The following is a 17,113-nucleotide window of genomic DNA, read 5'->3' as shown; positions in this document are numbered from 1 at the left end:
TCCGCAGCTTCGCCGAAGCCTGCCGGCTCGAAGCCGGTTTCTTCGAAATGGGCTGGCGCGAGCGGAAGTCCCGCCTGCCGGCGCCGGCCGGCAAGGGGCGGGGCGGGCTGGTGGCCCGGCTGCTCGGCGTCTTCGGCCGCTGAGGTTCACGCTGCACTGCATGGCGGGCCTGCGTCTGACGGCTAGGCCGGGAGACGACCCTGTGCTATAGAGCGCGACCCTGATTCAGGTACGGCTCTTTTCGCTGCGACGGAGGATTCCATGCAGATCCGCGAAGCTCTCACCTTCGACGACGTCCTGCTGCAGCCTGCCGCGTCCAGTGTTCTGCCCGCCCAGGTCGATACCAAGACCCGCATCACTCGCTCGATCGAATTGAACGTGCCTCTGATGTCGGCGGCGATGGACACGGTGACCGAGGCCAGCATGGCGATCGCCATGGCCCAGGCCGGCGGCATCGGCATCATCCACCGCAACATGGAAATCGAGCAGCAGGCCGACCATGTCCGCCAGGTGAAGAAGTTCGAATCCGGCATGGTGGTGAACCCGGTCACCATCACCCCGGATCAGACGTTGGCCGATGCCCACGCCCTGATGCGGAAATATTCGATTTCCGGCATTCCGGTGGTCGAGCCCGGCTCGGGCAGGCTGGTCGGCATCCTGACCAACCGCGACGTCCGCTTCGCCACCAATCAGGACCTGCTCATCTCCGAACTGATGACCAAGGAAAACCTGGTCACGGTGAAGGACAATATCGACCGCAACGAGGCCAAGCGCCTGCTGCACAAGCACCGGATCGAAAAGCTGCTGGTCGTCGACGACGCCTTCCGCTGCGTCGGCCTGATCACGGTCAAGGACATCGAGAAGTCGCAGCAGCATCCCAATGCCGCCAAGGATGTCGCCGGCAGGCTCCGCGTCGGCGCCGCCACCACGGTGGGCGACGACGGCTTCGCCCGGGCGGAAGCCCTGATCGCGGCCGGCTGCGACCTGATCGTGGTCGATACCGCGCACGGCCATTCGGCCCGCGTCGTGGCCGCCGTCGACCGCATCAAGCGGCTCTCCAACGAAGCTCAGGTGGTGGCCGGCAATGTCGCCACCGCCGCCGCCGCCAAGGCCCTGATGGATGCCGGCGCGGATGCCATCAAGGTCGGCATCGGGCCCGGCTCGATCTGCACCACCCGCATGGTCGCCGGTGTCGGCGTGCCCCAGCTCACCGCGATCATGGATGTCGCCAGCGTCTGCCGCGATGCCGGCATTCCGGTGATCGCCGACGGCGGCATCAAGCTCTCGGGCGATTTCGCCAAGGCGATCGCGGCCGGCGCCTCGGTCGCCATGGTCGGCTCGCTGCTGGCCGGCACCGACGAGGCCCCGGGCGAGGTCTTCCTCTACCAGGGCCGCAGCTACAAGTCCTATCGCGGCATGGGCTCCGTTGGCGCCATGGCGCGCGGCTCGGCCGACCGTTACTTCCAGGAAGAAGTGAAGGACACGCTGAAACTGGTGCCCGAAGGCATCGAGGGCCAGGTGCCCTACAAGGGTTCGGTCCATACCGTGATCCACCAGCTCGTCGGCGGGCTTCGCGCCGCCATGGGCTATACCGGCGCCGGCACCGTGGCCGAGTTCCAGGAACGCGCCCAATTCGTCCGCATCACCAATGCGGGCCTGCGCGAGAGCCATGTCCACGACGTGACCATCACGCGCGAGAGCCCGAACTACCCCCAGGGCGGCCGCTGAGCCGACATGCAGCCCGCCGCCCGGGTCGCGGCCGCGATCGAGCTGCTGGCCGAAATCGGGGCCGGCGGCGAGGCGGCGGACCGCGTCGTCGACCGCTATTTCCGCAACCGCCGCTATGCCGGCAAGGGTGACCGGGCGGCCGTCGCCAGCCTGCTCTGGTATGCCGTCCGCCGCGGACAAAGCCTCGGCTGGCTGACCGGGGTGGGGCAGGGGATCGCGCCCCGCCTGGCCGTCTTCGCCGCCGCCGTGCTCACTGGCTTCACCGACGCCGCGACGCTGGAGCAGCTGTGCAGCGGCGAAGGTTACGCACCGGCCCCGCTAGACCCTGCGGAACGCCAGGCGCTCGACCGCCTGGCCGAGGGGCGGGAACTGCCCGCCTGGGTCGTGGGCGACTACCCGGCCGAGCTGGAACCCCTGCTGGCCCGCCGCTACGGCCCGCGCCTTGCCGAAGTGATGGTGGCCATGGGGGGCCGTGCCCCGCTCGACCTTCGCGTCAACACGCTGAAGACCACACGCGAGGCGGCGCTGGCCGAATTGCGCGCCCTCGGCCTCACGGTGGAGCCCATGGCCCACGCGCCGGCCGGCATTCGGGTCGCCGGGCGGGAGAGGCTGGGCCAGCTCGCCCCCTTCGCCGAAGGGCGGATCGAGATCCAGGACGAAGGCTCGCAACTGGTGGCGCTCGCCTGCGCCGCCGAGCCTGGGCAGGCGGTGGCCGACTTCTGCGCCGGGGCCGGCGGCAAGACCCTGGCGCTCGCCGCCGCCATGGGGGCCAAGGGCCGGCTGGCCGCCCTCGATGTCGAGAAGCGCCGGCTCGGCCGCATGGCGCCGCGGCTCGAACGGGCGGGCATCCAGAATTTCGTCGAACAGGCGGAAATCTCGGCCGACTTCCTGGCGGCGGAAGCGGGCAGGTTCGACTGCGTGCTGGTCGATGCGCCTTGCAGCCTGTCGGGCACCTGGCGCCGCGCGCCGGCCCAGCGCTGGACGACGACGCCGGCCCGGGTCGCCGAACTGGCCGCGCTCCAGGCCCGTATCCTCGACCAGGCGGCCGGCCTGGTGAAGCCGGGCGGCCGTCTCGTCTATGCTACCTGCTCCGTCTTTGTCGAAGAGGACGAGGATGTGGTGCAGGGCTTCCTGGCGCGCCGGGCGGATTTCGCGCCGGTCGACCACGGCGTGCTCCTGCCCGGTATTCCCGGCGGCCCGCTCGGCATCGCCCTCGATCCGGCGGCACAGGGCACCGACGGTTTCTTCCTCTCGGTCCTTCGCCGCGCCGCTTGAGCGGTGACGATGGTCACGCGGGCGGCCATCGGCGGTGGCCGGCGCCCCGCTTTCGCGGCATAAAGGGATGCGGCCACGTGGCGTGGCTGCCTTGGATGAGGGGGGAATCACCATGCGCCTGAAACCTGTTGTCGCGGCTGCCCTGCTGGCCGCGGCGGTCGCCGCTTGGAATCATCCGGCCTGGGCCTTCGGGGGCGGCTCGTCGACCTCGGAAGAATTCGAGGCCGGCCAGAAGGCCGTCGACGCCAAGGATTACGAGAGTGCGGTCAAGCATCTGACCGCCGCCGTCGCCGAGGATTCCGAGAATGCCGATGCCGAGAACCTGCTCGGCTTCGCGCACCGCAAGCTCGGCCATCACGACGAGGCGCAGAAACACTATTGGAAGGCGCTGAAGCTCGACCCCGATCACAAGGGCGCCCATGAATATCTGGGCGAGGCCTATCTCGAGCTGAAGAACCTGGGCAAGGCCGAGGGCCAACTCGCCGAATTGAAGCGCCTGTGCCCGTCCGGCTGCACCGAACTGGCCACGCTGCAATCGGCCATCGACGCCTATAAGAAGGCAAATCCGGGTAGTTGACCACTGCATTCGCGATGGGGGCGGGGGCGGAAAATGCCGTTTACTCGGACGGGCCTTATCAGTAGCGTCCGGCCATGTCAGACGCCGCCCTTCCCCCCATCCATTCCGCCACCGACACCATCCTGATCGTCGACTTCGGCTCGCAGGTGACACAGCTCATCGCCCGCCGCGTCCGCGAAGCCGGGGTCTACTGCGAGATCGTCCCCTTCGCCAAGGCGAAGGAAGGCTTCGACCGCCTGAACCCCAAGGCCGTGATCCTGTCCGGCAGCCCCGCCTCGGTGACCGAGGAGAACGGGCCGCGCGCGCCGGAAGAGATCCTGAACGCGGGCCGGCCGATCTTCGGCATCTGCTACGGCGAACAGGTGATCTGCCACCAGATGGGCGGCAAGGTCGAACCCGGCCACGACCGCGAATTCGGCCGTGCCCAGCTCGACGTGACCGACGACTGCCGCCTGTTCCACGGCCTCTGGGCCATTGGCGACGCGCCCCAGGTGTGGATGAGCCACGGTGACCGCGTGACCGCGATCCCGCCCGGCTTCCGCGTCGTCGCCACCTCGCCGGGTGCTCCCTTCGCCGCGATCGCCAACGACGAGAAGCGGATCTATGCCGTGCAGTTCCACCCCGAGGTGGTGCATACGCCGGACGGCGCCAAGCTGATCTCCCGCTTCGTCCATGAAGTCGCCGGCTGCAAGGCCGATTGGACCATGCATGCCTTCCGCGAGGCGGAAATCGCCCGGATCCGCGCCCAGGTCGGCAGCGGAAGGGTGATCTGCGGCCTGTCCGGCGGGGTCGACAGTTCGGTGGTCGCCGTGCTCCTGCACGAGGCGATCGGCGACCAGCTCACCTGCGTCTTCGTCGACACCGGCCTGATGCGCGCCGGCGAGGCGGAGGAAGTGGTGACGCTGTTCCGCGACCACTACAACATCCGCCTGATCCATTCCGATGCCGAGGACCTGTTCCTCGACAAGCTGGCCGGCGTCACCGACCCCGAGCAGAAGCGCAAGATCATCGGCGCCACCTTCATCGACGTCTTCGAGAAGGAAGCCAAGGCGATCGGCGGCGCCGATTTCCTGGCCCAGGGCACGCTCTACCCCGACGTGATCGAAAGCGTCTCCTTCTCCGGCGGGCCGAGTGTCACCATCAAGTCGCACCACAATGTCGGCGGCCTGCCGGCGCGGATGCGCATGAAGCTGGTCGAACCCCTGCGCGAACTCTTCAAGGACGAGGTCCGCGCCCTCGGCCGCGAACTCGGCCTGCCCGAAGCCTTCGTCGGCCGCCACCCGTTCCCGGGCCCCGGCCTCGCCATCCGCATGCCCGGCGACATCACCAAGGACAAGCTCGAGATCCTGCGCAAGGCCGACAAGATCTATCTCGAAGAGATCCGCAAGGCCGGCCTCTACGACGAGATCTGGCAGGCCTTCGCCGTGCTGCTCCCCGTCCGCACGGTCGGCGTGATGGGCGACGGCCGCACCTACGACCAGGTCTGCGGCCTCCGTGCGGTGACCTCGGTCGACGGCATGACGGCCGACAGCTACCCCTTCGAACACGCCTTCCTCAGCCGCGTCGCGACCCGCATCATCAACGAAGTCAAAGGCATCAACCGCGTCGTCTACGACATCACCTCGAAGCCGCCGGGGACCATCGAGTGGGAGTGAGGGGACCAGGGCATCCTGGTGTCGGCCGCACCGTGCTGACGGCAGCCGCCTGACCGAGCGCTGTGGGAAAGGCGTCATCCGGTGCGCAAGCTCACGCTGGACTTGGAGGGCGGCGGTTCGGCGGATTCACCGCCGGCGATTTTCGAAGTCGGCATGATGTCGACGGGTGTGGCTCGAATTGCATTGCGGGTTCCCGACGATCATTCCGATCTCTTCGGCCGGCTTGCAAACTTGTTTCCGCCCCCGTTTTACGTCCTCTACGTTCTTCATACGCCGAGGGGTGAGGGAGAGGCGGGCAGATATCAGAGCCGCGAATTGTCGAAGAGTGAACTGAACGATCTTCTGAATCGATATGCGTCCTTTTTTGCCAGCGACGGTCGGCATGATTTGTGGGTGCACTCTCCCAGGTCTGGCCACACCTTGATCTGGGATCGGCACAATTTTCTGTTTGTCGAAGGTGAGCCGCTGGATAGCGTCAGGCGCGTGCTCGTCGATCTGGGTTTTCATGAGGGCCGGATCGAGCCGCTGGGCGTCCATGTCCACCAGTATCGGGCCGAGTTCGACGACGATGCGGCAAGCCTGTTGAGTGAATTCGATTGGCGTCGAACGCCTCTTCGTCCGGAAGACGAGCAATAGCGAACGTTGTAGCCCTAGCGAGATGTTAACTCATCTCGCTATGCTGAAAGCAAATGAGTGAGATCCTGCGCAAGGCAGACATCTCTATAGCCAATCAGGCAGGACTTCGCTGCCGGCTGTTCACCCGGCGCACTGTCGGTGATGGTCTCCCGGTTTCATGTCCGGGCTGAATGAGAGCTTCCGGCCTTGATGTCCCCCCGTATTTTTCCTCCGTTGTGAGTGAGAGTTTTGCGGCGCTGTGACGACCCCTGAGGAAGGAGCGAGCTGTGAAGACGAGCAGGTTTGCCGAGGAACAGATTGCTTACGCGCTTAAGCAAGCGGACCCCGTCAACTTCGTAACATGTTTGCGTTGAGAAAAAGGCCCGGATCAGAATTTGTCGAGTTGCCGTGTGCGCTCGTTGCGGTCGTCGGGAGCGCCCGCCAAGCGGTTCATCGACGAAGGGGCCTTCGTCTACCTCTTCGGGCGGCGGCAGGAAGCACTCGACGCCGCCGTGGCCGAGGTGGGGCCCCAGGCACGGGCGGTCAGCGGCTCGGTCACCGATCCGGCCGACCTCGACCGGCTGTATGAGACGGTGAAAGCGGAACGGGGCAGGCTCGACATTCTGTTCGCCAATGCCGGCACCGGGTCTTTCGCCGCGCTCGGCGAGATCACGCCGGAGCACTATGACCAGACCTTCGACGTCAATGTGAAGGGGCTGGTCTTCACGGTGCAGAAGGCCCTGCCGCTGATGACGGAGGGCGGCTCGATCATCCTGACCGGCTCGACCACGGGCGTGATGGGGACGCCGAAGTTCAGCATCTACAGCGCCACCAAGGCGGCCGTCCGCAACCTTGCGCGCAGTTGGGCGCTGGACCTCCGTGGCACCGGCATCCGCGTCAACGTTCTGTCGCCAGGGCCGATCAAGACCGAGCTGGCGCTCGATGTCCTGGGCGAGGAGGGGATGGACGCGATCGGTGCCACGACGGTGCTCGGCCGCACCGGCGATCCGTCGGAGACGGCGGCGGTGGCCGCATTCCTGGCGTCTTCTGACAGCAGCTTCATGACCGGCGGCGAAATATTCGCCGATGGCGGCCTGGCGCAGGTCTGACGCGACGGCCCGAGGCCCCGCCGACTATCGGTTGCCGGGCCCGCCTCTTCAGGCGGGCCCGGTGCTCGGGCCGGTATCGCCGCGAGCGCGACCTCGGGTATCCGTCCGATCGCCCGTTCTGGCCTCTCCTTTCGCCGATACTCTAGGCGAGCCGTGCCGCCTCGATCAGGGCCAGCGCCGCGATGGCCGCGGTCTCGGCGCGCAGGATGCGGCGGCCGAGTCCGGCCGGGCGGACGAAGGGCAGGCGGCGGAGGAGGTCGCGCTCGCCCTGGTCGAAGCCGCCTTCGGGGCCGATCAGCACGCCGGCCGGCGCCTCGCCGATGCCGCTTGCGGCGGCCAGCAGGTGGGGCGCATCGCCCGCCTCGTCGCAGAAGAACAGGGGGATCGCGGCATCCCAATCGCCCAGCACCTGGTCGAGCCTCCGGATCGGCGCGATCTCGGGGATCGCCAGGCGGCCGCATTGTTCCGCCGCCTCGATCGCATTGGCGCGCATGCGGGCCGGGTTGGCCTTGTCGATCACGGTCCGCCGCGTCACCGCCGGAACCAGGCGGGTGGCACCCAGCTCGGTCGCTTTCTCGGCGACGAATTCGACCTTGGCGCCGCGGATCGGGGCGAAGACAAGGACGGTCTCCGCCTCCGCCGGCTGGGCCGCCAGACGTTCGGACGGCACCAGGGCGGCGCCCTTCTTGCCGATCCGGGCAAGCGCCGCCCGCCATTCGCCGTCGCGCCCGTTGAAGGCGCAGACTTCGCCGCCGTTGTCGAGCCGCAACACGTTGAGGAGATAATGGGCCTGTCCCTCGGCCAGGGGCACGCCGCCGCCCGGGCCGAGGTCGGCGTCGAGGAACAGGCGGTGGCGGGGACGGTCGCGCATGACGAGAATGGCTCCTTGAGACGGATCGCCTTTGGGGGTAGCACAGCGAGATGACCATGCCCACCGCGCCCTTGGCCACCCCCGAATTGAAGCCCGCGGATGCCGTGCCCGGCTCCTGGGTCGACCGTATGCCGGCAGCGCTCCGCCCGGCGCTCCGCCTCGCCCGGGCCGACCGGCCGATCGGCATCTGGCTGCTGCTGCTGCCCTGCTGGTGGTCGACGGCGCTGGCGGCGCCCGCAGGCGGGCTGCCGGATTGGCGCCTCCTGCTGCTCTTCCTGGTCGGCGCATCGGTGATGCGCGGCGCCGGCTGCACCATCAACGACATTGCCGATCGCGACATCGACGCCCAGGTGGCGCGGACGCGGGGCCGGCCGCTGCCGTCGGGCGCCATCGGGCTCAAGGGCGCCTTCCTGGTCCTCGGGCTTCAGCTCCTGATCGGCCTCGCCGTGCTGCTGTCGCTGAACAGCTACACGATCTGGCTCGGCTTCGGTGCCATGGTGCCGGTGGTGATCTATCCCTTCATGAAGCGGATCACCTATTGGCCGCAAGCGGTGCTGGGTATCGCCTTCAACTGGGGTGCCCTGGTCGGCTGGAGTGCGGTGCGCGGTTCGCTCGACCTGGCGCCTTTGCTGCTCTATGTCGCCGGCATCGCCTGGACGCTGGGCTACGACACGATCTATGCCCATCAGGACAAGGACGACGACGCCATCGTCGGCGTGAAATCGACCGCGCTGCGTTTGGGTGCGAAGACCCGGCCCTTCCTGTGGCTGGTCTATACGGTGACCATCGCCCTGATCGGCGCCGCGGGCGCGCTGGTCGGCCTGGCCTGGCCGTTCTGGCTCGGCCTGGCGCTGGCGGCCGCGCATTTCGCCTGGCAGGCGGCGAGCACCGATTTCGACGACAGCCCGATGTGCCTCGCCCGCTTCAAGTCGAATGCGCGCGTCGGCCTGCTCATTTTCGTCGCCATCGCCGCCGGCCAATGGGCGGCCTGAGGAGAAGCCCATGGCCAAGGCCACCGTCGTCAGCGAACAGGGCCTGGCCCAGGCCATCACCACCCGCCAGCACCATCTGACGGCCGACGAACCGGCGGACAACGGCGGCACCGACACCGGGCCGGCGCCTTACGAACTGCTGCTCGCCTCCCTCGGCGCCTGTTCTTCGGCGACGCTGCGGCTCTATGGCGACCGCAAGGGCTGGGCCCTCGGCCGGATCGAGGTCCGCCTCAGCTTCTTCCGCGATGGCGAAGGCACCGAATCGATCCGCCGCACGGTGCGCCTGGGCGGCCCGCTCGACGCCGAGCAGCGCGCCCGCCTGGCCGAGATCATCGAAAAGACCCCGGTCACCAAGACCCTTAAACGCTCCCTGGCGATCGCCACGACATTCGAGGATTGAGCGCCGCCGTCGCGGCTAGGGCCCCACATTTCCGGGCGTCATGGACGGGCGCAGTCCCGGCCATCCACGCGGCCAGGCAGCCTCTTGGGCGGGCGACCGTGGCTCGTCCCTACGTGGATGCCCGGGACGAGCCCGGGCATGACGATCGCGAGTGGTGCCGGGGTGCCTTGAAACAATCCGATTTCCTGAACCGGACAGCGGTGGGGCGAGCCTGGGCATGACGACTTGGTAACTGGTCGGAAGGGCGCTCAGAGATCGGCCCGGCCGAGCACCTTCTGCAGGATCTCGACCATGCGGGCGAGATCGTCTTCGCCGACCACCAGGGCGGGAGCGAAGATCAGGGCGTCGCCCGTCGCCTTCAGGTGCAGGCCGGCGTCGAACAGCAGGCGCTGCACGGTGCTGCCCTTGGCCCCCGGCGTGGCGCCCGGTTTGAGCTGGATGCCCGCCATCATGCCGTAACCGCGGAGGTCCACCACCTGGGGCAGATTGCGCAGGCCGAAGACGAGGTCGAGGAATTGGGGCGACAGCGTCTTGGCCCGGGCGAACAGGCCTTCCTTCTCGTAGATGTCGAGCGCCGCGATGCCGGCGGCGCAGGCGACCGGATGGGCTGAATAGGTATAGCCGTGGAAGAGTTCGGGCCGGTCGCCCTCGGCGGCGTCGATCACCGCCTGCTGGATCCCGCTCTTCACCGCGACCGCGGACATGGGAATGACACCGTTGGTCAGCGCCTTGGCCATGGTGATCAGGTCCGGCTGCACCGCGAATTCCTGCGCCGCGAAGGCTGAACCTGTCCGCCCGAAGCCGGTGATCACTTCGTCGAAGACCAGCAGGATGCCGTATTTGTCGCAAGTGGCGCGCAGCTTTTCGAGATAGCCGACGGGCGGCACCACGACGCCGATCGAGCCCGCGATCGGCTCGACGAAGACGGCGGCGATGGTCTCCGGCCCATAGAGCTTGCACAATTCCTCGAGGTCGTCGGCCCGCTCGGCCCCGGTCTCCGGCTGGCCGCGGGAGAAGCGCTGCTCCTCGGTCCAGGTCTGGCGCATGTGCACGGCGTCGAAGGTGACGGCGCCGAAATCGCGCCGGTTGTTGGCCATGCCGGCGAGCGAGGTGCCGCCCAGGTTGACGCCGTGATAGGCCCAGTTGCGCGAGACGAAGCGGGTGCGCTGGCTCTGCCCCGTCGCCCGGTGGTAGGCGAGGCAGATCTTGACCGCGGAATCGACCGCTTCGGAACCCGAATTGCCGAAGAAGATGCGGTCGATCCCTTTGGGCAGAATACCCGCCAGCTTCTCCGCGAATTCGAAGGAGATAGGCGCGGCGCGCTGGAAATGGGGCGTGAAGTCCAGCGTCATGATCTGCTTGTGCACGGCGTCGGCGATCTCGGGCCGGGCGTGGCCGGCGGCGCAGCAGAACAGGCCGGCGGCACCGTCCAGGATCTCCTGCCCGTCCGGCGTCCAGTAGCGGACGCCCTCGGCCCGGGCGAAGATCTGCGGCTCCTGCCGGAACAGCCGGTTGTTGGTGAAGGGCATCCAGTGATGGTCCATCTTCGGCAGGGGCGCATTCATGTTCGGCATTCCGTTTTCGGGTCTCTTCGGTGCACATTCAGCCCGACGGCTGCCGAAGTTTAGATCCACGACACCTGAATTCGGTGGTCCACAGCCCTTCCTGGCACCATTATGCCCCGATTGGAGACCCGCCCATGAGCAAGACCGTCCTCATCACCGGCGCCACCGCCGGCTTCGGCGCCGCCTCGGCGCGGCGCTTCGCCAAGGCGGGCTGGAAGGTGATCGGCACCGGGCGCCGGGCGGAACGGCTGAAGGAGTTGCAGGACGAGCTGGGCGCCGACATGTTCCATGCCGCCGCCTTCGACATGCGGGACGAGGCGGCGCTGAAGGCGGCGATCGACGCCCTGCCGGCCGGCTTCGCCACCATCGACTGCCTGGTGAACAACGCCGGCCTCGCCCTCGGCACGGCACCGGCGCAGAACTGCTCGCTCGACGAATGGAAGACGATGATCGACACCAATGTGACCGGTCTCGTCACCATCACCCGCTTCCTGCTGGGCAAGCTGATCGAGAGCAAGGGCTCGGTGATCAATCTCTCCTCGGTCGCGGCGCATTGGCCCTATCCGGGCGGTAACGTCTACGGCGGCACCAAGGCCTTCGTCCGCCAGTTCTCCTATGGCCTGCGCTGCGACCTGGCGGGGACCGGCGTGCGCGTCACCTCGATCGAGCCCGGCATGTGCGAGAGCGAATTCACCCTGGTGCGCACCGGCGGCAACCAGGAGGCCTACGACAAGCTCTATGGCGGCGCCCATGCCCTGCAGCCGGAAGACATCGCCGAGACGATCTTCCATGTCGCCACCCTGCCGTCGCATATGAACATCAATTCGATCGAACTGATGCCGGTCAGTCAGAGCTGGTCGCCCTTCGCGGTCTACCGCCAGTCGTAACAAGGGCTTACACTCTCCCGGATGATTCCAGGAGAGGCTGGCCATGGCTGACGGCGAGGACGACGAATTCGCAACCGGGTCCGGGGCGCCCGCGGTCGTCGCGCGGACCCTCGAACAGGCGCTGGGGGTGCAGATCCGCCACCTGCGCCGCCAGCTCGACCTGACGGTGGCCCATCTGGCCACCGCCGCCGGCATTTCGACCGGCATGCTCTCGAAGATCGAGAACGGCCAGATCTCGCCCTCGCTCAACACGATCCAGGCGCTGGCCGGCGCCCTCAACGTGCCGATCACGGCACTTTTCGCCTCCTTCGACGAGAAGCGCGACTGCTCCTATGTCAAAGCCGGGCAGGGCGTGGTGATCGATCGGCGCGGCACCAAGGTCGGCCACCAGTATCAATTGCTCGGCCATGCGCTCGGCGGCGACATCGTCTGCGAGCCCTATCTGATCACGCTCCGGGAAGAGGCGGCGCCCTATACCGCCTTCCAGCACGGCGGCGCCGAATTCATCTACATGCTCTCGGGCGAGATCCAATATCGCCACGCCGACCGCACCTATGATCTCAAGGCCGGCGACGCCCTGCTGTTCGACAGCGGCGCCGCCCACGGCCCCGAACGCCTGACCAGCCTGCCTGCCACCTATCTCTCGATCATCGTCTACCCGAGGGAGCGGGAGTAGGGCGGCTTGCCCTCGGCCCCGGTGGCGCCTATATTTCCGGATATATGACCGGAGAGATGCCGTGACAGAGAATGCACAGCAGAAGGCCGTCAGCGCCTATCGCGCCCGCCAGGGCGAGCGCGGACTCGTCCGTGTCGAGGTGACGGTGCCGGAAGCGGACCGTGCGGTAATCCGCGGCCTCGCCCGGCGTCTGGTCGAGGGTGGCGAGGCTGCGGCCGAACTGCGCACTGCGGCTGGGGAGGAGGGCAAGACCGGTAGCATCCTGGCGGCACTCCGCCGGTCGCCCCTGGTCGGTGCAGACCTCGACCTGACCCGGCCGCGGGGCGAAGGCCGCGCGATCGAGCTGTGACGCACTACCTGCTCGACACGAATATCATCAGCGAAACGGTCAGACCGCTGCCTTCGGCGGCGCTTCTGGACTGGCTCGGCCGCCAAGCGGACACCGATCTCTTTATCGCCGCGTTGACCGTCGCCGAAATCCGCCGAGGCATATTGGACCTGCCGGCGGGGGCGAAGCGCAGCGCGCTCGACGCTTGGTTCGACGGGCCGGAGGGACCAGCCGCACTCTTCGCCGGCCGAATCCTGTCCTTCGATCTGCGCGGAGCCTCGGCCTGGGCACAGTTGATGGCGGACGGCAAGGCGATCGGCCGGCCGCGCAGCGCATTCGACATGATCATCGCGGCGACTGCGATAACCAACGGCTGCGTCGTGGTGAGCGCGAACGAGCGCGATTTCGATTGTGTGCCGACGATCAATCCACTGCGTGCATAGGCCTCTGCGTTTTCTTAACAGGAAAACTTTCTTCCTGACCGTTGACGCCCCGCCAGCGGAGCGCTAGAAACGTCCCATCGAATTTTCCAAGGGGCGGGCGCATGTGCGGCATCGTCGGATTGTTTCTCAAGGATAAGGCGCTGGAGCCGCAGCTCGGGCGCCTGCTCGCGGGCATGCTCGAAGTGATGAGCGACCGCGGGCCGGACAGCGCCGGTTTCGCCGTCTATGGCGACGGGCGGGAAGGCTATGTGAAGCTCTCGCTCCGCATGCCGGCGGGCTTCGATTTCGACGTGGTCGAGGCGGGCCTGCGCGGCCTGGTCGGGGCCGAGGTCGACCTCGTGGTGCGCGACAGCCATGTGATCGCCGAGATCCCGGCCGCCAAGGAGGCGCTGGTGCGCGCCCTGATCGCCGAAAAGCACCCGGAGATCACCGTGGTGGGCTCCGGCGCGCGCATGGAAATCTACAAGGAAGTCGGCCTGCCGGCCACGGTGGCGGCCCGTTTCGGCCTCGCCCAGATGCGCGGCAGCCACGGCATCGGTCACACCCGCATGGCGACCGAGAGTGCGGTGACCACCAACGGCGCCCATCCCTTCTCGACCGGGCCGGACCAGTGCCTGGTGCACAACGGCTCGCTCTCCAACCACAATGCCGTGCGGCGCGGCCTGATCCGTGACGGCATCCGTTTCGAGACCGAGAACGACAGCGAGGTCGCGGCCGGTTACCTGACCCACGAGCTGGCCAAGGGCGCGCCGCTCTCGGAGGCACTGCACTCCGCCCTCGACGCGCTGGACGGTTTCTACACCTTCGTGGTCGGCACAGAGAGCGGCTTCGGCGTGCTGCGCGACCCGATCGCCTGCAAGCCCGCCGTGATGGCCGAGACCGATGCCTATGTCGCCTTCGGCTCCGAATATCGCGCACTCGCCGGCCTGCCGGGGATCGAGACGGCACGGGTGTTCGAGCCCGAACCGGCCACCGTCTATTTCTGGGAGCGCGCGGCATGAGCGAGCATATCGTCGACTTGGCCAGCGCCACGGTGCGCGAGCTGAACGCCGCCCTGCACGCCAAGCCCGAACACGGCCATTGGCGGGTGCTGAACCCGGCCGGGCGCCATGCCATCGCCGCCGGCCTGGATGCCCCGGTCACGGTCGGGATCGAAGGCCATGTCGGCTATTACTGCGCCGGCATGAACAAGCATGCTTCCGTCACCGTGCGCGGCAATGCCGGTGTGGGGCTTGCCGAGAACATGATGTCCGGCCGCGTCCATGTCACCGGCGACGCCAGCCAGGCGGCCGGCGCCACCGCCCAGGGCGGGCTTCTGGTGATCGACGGCAATGCCTCGGCGCGCTGTGGCATCTCGCTCAAGGGCGCCGATATCGTGGTCAAGGGCAACATCGGCCATATGTCGGCCTTCATGGCCCAGGCGGGCACGCTCACCGTGCTCGGCGATGCCGGCGAATCGCTGGGCGATTCGATCTACGAGGCGCGGCTCTTCGTCCGCGGCAGCGTGAAGAGCCTGGGCGCCGACTGCATCGAGAAAGAGATGCGGGACGAGCACAAGGCCCAGCTCTTCGGCCTGCTCGAAGCCGCCGGCCTGGCCGGCCAGGTCGACCCGGGCGACTTCAAGCGTTACGGCTCGGCCCGCACGCTCTACCACTTCCATGTCGATAATATCGGCGCCTATTGAGGGTCGTGACATGAGCAATTTCCTGCCCCCCCATACGGCGCCCCGCAAGTCTTCGACCTTCGACGACTATACGCTGTCGGAAATCAGGCGTGCCGCCGCGACCGGCCTCTACGACATCCGCGGTGGCGGCGCGAAGCGGAAGGTGCCGCATCTCGACGACCTGCTGTTCCTCGGCGCCTCGATCAGCCGCTATCCGCTCGAAGGCTACCGCGAGAAATGCGGCACCAATGTCGTGCTCGGCAGCCGCTTCGCCAAAAAGCCGATCGAGATCAAGATCCCGGTCACCATCGCGGGGATGAGCTTCGGCTCGCTCTCGGCCGAGGCGAAGGAATCGCTCGGCCGCGGCGCCTCCGCCATGGGGACCTCGACCACTACGGGCGACGGCGGCATGACGCCGGAGGAACGGGGCCATTCCTCGATCCTGGTCTATCAATATCTGCCGTCGCGCTACGGCATGAATCCCGACGATCTCCGCCGCGCCGATGCGATCGAAGTGGTGATCGGGCAGGGGGCGAAGCCGGGCGGCGGCGGCATGCTGCTGGGCCAGAAGATCTCGAAGCGGGTCGCCGAGATGCGCTGCCTGCCCGAAGGCATCGACCAGCGTTCCGCCTGCCGCCATCCGGACTGGACCGGGCCGGACGATCTCGAAATTAAGATCGAGGAATTGCGCGAGATCACCGACTGGGAAAAGCCGATCTATGTGAAGGTCGGCGCGGCCAGGCCCTATTACGACACCGCGCTGGCGGTCAAATCCGGGGCCGACGTCATCGTGCTCGACGGCATGCAGGGCGGCACGGCGGCGACCCAGGAAGTCTTCATCGAGCATGTCGGCCTGCCGCTGCTCTCGGCCATCCGGCCGGCGGTGCAGGCCTTGCAGGACCTCGGGATGCATCGGAAGGTGCAGCTCATCGTTTCCGGCGGCATCCGCAACGGCGCCGATGTCGCGAAATGCCTGGCGCTCGGGGCCGATGCGGTCTCGATCGGCACGGCGGCGCTGGCGGCGCTGGGCGACAACGACCCGCTGCACGAAGGCGAATACAATGCCCTCGGCACCACGGCGGGTGCCTATGACGATTGGCACGAAGGCCGCGACCCCGCCGGCATCACGACGCAGGACCCGGCCCTGTCGAAGCGGCTCGATCCGGTGATGGCCGGGCGCCGGCTGGCCAATTACCTGGCCGTGCTGACGCTGGAGGCGCAGACGATCGCGCGCGCCTGCGGCAAGAGCCATGTGCATAATCTGGAGCCCGAGGACCTGGTCGCCCTCACGGTGGAGGCGGCCGCCATGGCGCGCGTGCCGCTGGCGGGCACCGACTGGATTCCCGGCCGCGGCGGCTATTGATCAGAAGAGGGGCGAGAGATGGCGATCGATCTGGCAAAGGCGGCCAAGGACAAGGGCATCAAATATTTCCTGATCTCCTATACCGATCTGTTCGGCGTGCAGCGGGCCAAGCTGGTGCCGGCCGCCGCGATCGGCGCCATGGCGAAATCGGGGGCCGGTTTCGCCGGCTTCGCCACCTGGCTGGACATGACGCCGGCCGATAGCGACCTCTTCGCCGTGCCGGATGCGTCGAGCCTGATCCAGCTGCCCTGGAAGCCGGAGGTGGGCTGGGTCGCCGCCGACCTCTGGATGGACGGCAAGCTGGTGGAACAGGCGCCGCGCCAGGTCCTGAAGAATGCGATGGCCGCCGCTGCCGCCAAGGGCTACGAGCTGAAGACCGGCGTCGAATGCGAATATTTCCTGCTGACCCCGGACGGCGGCGCCATCTCGGACAAGGCGGATACCGCGGCCAAGCCCTGCTATGACCAGCTCATCCTGATGCGGCGCTATGACGTCATCACGGAAATCTGCGACGCCATGCTGGCGCTCGGCTGGAAGCCCTATCAGAACGACCACGAGGACGCCAACGGCCAGTTCGAGATGAACTGGGAATACGACAACGCCCTGATCACCGCCGACCGCCATGCCTTCTTCAAGTATATGGTGAAGTCGATCGCGGAAAAGCACGGGCTGCGCGCCACCTTCATGCCCAAGCCCTTCATGAACCTGACCGGCAGCGGCTGCCACATGCATGTCTCGCTGTGGAACGGCTCGACCAATCTGTTCGAGGATCCGGCGGGCGAACTGGGTCTCTCCAGCCTCGCCTATCACTTCATCGGCGGCGTGATGGCGGAGGCCCGGGCGCTCTGTGCCATCACCAATCCCTCGGTCAATTCCTACAAGCGGATCAATGCGCCGGTGACGCTCTCCGGCGCCACCTGGTCGCCCAATACGGTGACCTATACCGGCAACAACCGGACCCACATG

At 67.4% G+C, this 17,113-nt stretch carries 18 protein-coding genes; 16 read left to right on the top strand and 2 right to left on the bottom strand.

The features are described from left to right. The first annotated feature begins 261 nt into the window (after positions 1 to 261). From guaB to WC493_RS16830, 6 genes are all read left to right on the top strand, one after another. Complete coding sequence (guaB, locus tag WC493_RS16855) at positions 262 to 1,728, top strand: IMP dehydrogenase (RefSeq protein ID WP_373066740.1); 1,467 nt, start codon at positions 262 to 264, stop codon at positions 1,726 to 1,728. Positions 1,729 to 1,734: 6 nt separating this feature from the next. Next, positions 1,735 to 3,003, top strand: a complete 1,269-nt coding sequence (locus WC493_RS16850; protein ID WP_373066739.1) for an RsmB/NOP family class I SAM-dependent RNA methyltransferase — start codon at positions 1,735 to 1,737, stop codon at positions 3,001 to 3,003. Positions 3,004 to 3,115: 112 nt separating this feature from the next. Beyond that, complete coding sequence (locus WC493_RS16845) at positions 3,116 to 3,580, top strand: tetratricopeptide repeat protein (RefSeq protein ID WP_373066738.1); 465 nt, start codon at positions 3,116 to 3,118, stop codon at positions 3,578 to 3,580. A 74-nt stretch (positions 3,581 to 3,654) separates the two neighbouring features. Next, complete coding sequence (gene guaA / locus WC493_RS16840) at positions 3,655 to 5,235, top strand: glutamine-hydrolyzing GMP synthase (protein ID WP_373066737.1); 1,581 nt, start codon at positions 3,655 to 3,657, stop codon at positions 5,233 to 5,235. An 81-nt stretch (positions 5,236 to 5,316) separates the two neighbouring features. Beyond that, on the top strand, positions 5,317 to 5,871 hold the full coding sequence (locus tag WC493_RS16835) for a hypothetical protein (protein ID WP_373066735.1): 555 nt from the start codon (positions 5,317 to 5,319) through the stop codon (positions 5,869 to 5,871). A 389-nt stretch (positions 5,872 to 6,260) separates the two neighbouring features. Further along, positions 6,261 to 6,959 carry an SDR family NAD(P)-dependent oxidoreductase gene (locus WC493_RS16830; RefSeq protein ID WP_373066734.1) on the top strand — a complete coding sequence of 233 codons (699 nt, stop codon included), beginning with the start codon at positions 6,261 to 6,263 and terminating at the stop codon, positions 6,957 to 6,959. Positions 6,960 to 7,101: 142 nt separating this feature from the next. Here WC493_RS16830 and WC493_RS16825 read toward each other — a convergent pair whose 3' ends face one another. Beyond that, the gene (locus WC493_RS16825) at positions 7,102 to 7,830 is read right to left on the bottom strand and encodes a 16S rRNA (uracil(1498)-N(3))-methyltransferase (RefSeq protein WP_373066733.1); all 729 of its coding nucleotides are present in this window, start codon (positions 7,828 to 7,830) and stop codon (positions 7,102 to 7,104) included. 56 nt (positions 7,831 to 7,886) lie between these two features. Here WC493_RS16825 and ubiA point away from each other — a divergent pair, with 56 nt between their 5' ends. Together ubiA and WC493_RS16815 are read left to right on the top strand one after the other, a co-directional pair. Next, entirely contained in the window at positions 7,887 to 8,822 is a 936-nt protein-coding gene (ubiA, locus tag WC493_RS16820; protein WP_373066742.1) for a 4-hydroxybenzoate octaprenyltransferase, read from the top strand. 10 nt (positions 8,823 to 8,832) lie between these two features. Beyond that, a complete protein-coding gene (locus WC493_RS16815) occupies positions 8,833 to 9,222 on the top strand; it encodes an OsmC family protein (RefSeq protein ID WP_373066731.1) in 390 nt (129 codons plus the stop codon). Positions 9,223 to 9,470: 248 nt separating this feature from the next. Here the strand turns inward: WC493_RS16815 and WC493_RS16810 are convergent, their stop codons facing one another. Then, positions 9,471 to 10,787, bottom strand: coding sequence for an aminotransferase class III-fold pyridoxal phosphate-dependent enzyme (locus WC493_RS16810; protein WP_373066730.1), 1,317 nt, complete (start codon positions 10,785 to 10,787; stop codon positions 9,471 to 9,473). Between the two features lie 134 nt (positions 10,788 to 10,921). Between WC493_RS16810 and WC493_RS16805 the strand changes: the two genes are divergently transcribed. The 8 genes from WC493_RS16805 to glnT all read left to right on the top strand — a co-directional run. Further along, entirely contained in the window at positions 10,922 to 11,674 is a 753-nt protein-coding gene (locus WC493_RS16805; protein WP_373066729.1) for an SDR family oxidoreductase, read from the top strand. Positions 11,675 to 11,717: 43 nt separating this feature from the next. Continuing rightward, complete coding sequence (locus tag WC493_RS16800; protein ID WP_373066727.1) at positions 11,718 to 12,350, top strand: helix-turn-helix domain-containing protein; 633 nt, start codon at positions 11,718 to 11,720, stop codon at positions 12,348 to 12,350. A gap of 61 nt (positions 12,351 to 12,411) precedes the next feature. Continuing rightward, a complete protein-coding gene (locus tag WC493_RS16795) occupies positions 12,412 to 12,699 on the top strand; it encodes a hypothetical protein (protein WP_373066726.1) in 288 nt (95 codons plus the stop codon). Continuing rightward, positions 12,696 to 13,121, top strand: a complete 426-nt coding sequence (locus tag WC493_RS16790) for a type II toxin-antitoxin system VapC family toxin (RefSeq protein WP_373066725.1) — start codon at positions 12,696 to 12,698, stop codon at positions 13,119 to 13,121. The genes WC493_RS16795 and WC493_RS16790 overlap by 4 nt, the downstream gene beginning before the upstream one ends. Before the next feature lie 101 nt (positions 13,122 to 13,222). Further along, entirely contained in the window at positions 13,223 to 14,122 is a 900-nt protein-coding gene (locus tag WC493_RS16785; RefSeq protein ID WP_373066723.1) for a glutamine amidotransferase family protein, read from the top strand. After that, entirely contained in the window at positions 14,119 to 14,805 is a 687-nt protein-coding gene (locus WC493_RS16780) for a protein glxC (RefSeq protein WP_373066722.1), read from the top strand. Before WC493_RS16785 ends, WC493_RS16780 begins: the two co-directional genes overlap by 4 nt. Before the next feature lie 10 nt (positions 14,806 to 14,815). Then, positions 14,816 to 16,147 (top strand): FMN-binding glutamate synthase family protein, encoded by a 1,332-nt coding sequence (locus WC493_RS16775; protein ID WP_373066721.1) that lies wholly within the window; start codon positions 14,816 to 14,818, stop codon positions 16,145 to 16,147. Between the two features lie 18 nt (positions 16,148 to 16,165). Beyond that, positions 16,166 to 17,113: type III glutamate--ammonia ligase (gene glnT, locus WC493_RS16770; protein WP_373066720.1), on the top strand; the 948-nt coding region annotated here is incomplete at its 3' end.

This window comes from Zavarzinia sp., assembly GCF_041650655.1.
Taxonomy (GTDB): Bacteria; Pseudomonadota; Alphaproteobacteria; order Zavarziniales; family Zavarziniaceae; genus Zavarzinia.
Note: the sequence above shows the minus strand (reverse complement) of the source record. Positions and strands in the feature narration are given on the sequence as shown.

What these genes read in the sequence shown, in the direction of transcription:
- guaB (WP_373066740.1), top strand. Translation starts at nt 262, where the DNA reads ATGCAGATCCGCGAAGCTCTCACCTTCGACGACGTCCTGCTGCAGCCT.
- WC493_RS16850 (WP_373066739.1), top strand. Translation starts at nt 1,735, where the DNA reads ATGCAGCCCGCCGCCCGGGTCGCGGCCGCGATCGAGCTGCTGGCCGAA.
- WC493_RS16845 (WP_373066738.1), top strand. Translation starts at nt 3,116, where the DNA reads ATGCGCCTGAAACCTGTTGTCGCGGCTGCCCTGCTGGCCGCGGCGGTC.
- guaA (WP_373066737.1), top strand. Translation starts at nt 3,655, where the DNA reads ATGTCAGACGCCGCCCTTCCCCCCATCCATTCCGCCACCGACACCATC.
- WC493_RS16825 (WP_373066733.1), bottom strand. Translation starts at nt 7,830, where the DNA reads ATGCGCGACCGTCCCCGCCACCGCCTGTTCCTCGACGCCGACCTCGGC.
- ubiA (WP_373066742.1), top strand. Translation starts at nt 7,887, where the DNA reads ATGCCCACCGCGCCCTTGGCCACCCCCGAATTGAAGCCCGCGGATGCC.
- WC493_RS16815 (WP_373066731.1), top strand. Translation starts at nt 8,833, where the DNA reads ATGGCCAAGGCCACCGTCGTCAGCGAACAGGGCCTGGCCCAGGCCATC.
- WC493_RS16810 (WP_373066730.1), bottom strand. Translation starts at nt 10,787, where the DNA reads ATGAATGCGCCCCTGCCGAAGATGGACCATCACTGGATGCCCTTCACC.
- WC493_RS16805 (WP_373066729.1), top strand. Translation starts at nt 10,922, where the DNA reads ATGAGCAAGACCGTCCTCATCACCGGCGCCACCGCCGGCTTCGGCGCC.
- WC493_RS16800 (WP_373066727.1), top strand. Translation starts at nt 11,718, where the DNA reads ATGGCTGACGGCGAGGACGACGAATTCGCAACCGGGTCCGGGGCGCCC.
- WC493_RS16785 (WP_373066723.1), top strand. Translation starts at nt 13,223, where the DNA reads ATGTGCGGCATCGTCGGATTGTTTCTCAAGGATAAGGCGCTGGAGCCG.
- WC493_RS16780 (WP_373066722.1), top strand. Translation starts at nt 14,119, where the DNA reads ATGAGCGAGCATATCGTCGACTTGGCCAGCGCCACGGTGCGCGAGCTG.
- WC493_RS16775 (WP_373066721.1), top strand. Translation starts at nt 14,816, where the DNA reads ATGAGCAATTTCCTGCCCCCCCATACGGCGCCCCGCAAGTCTTCGACC.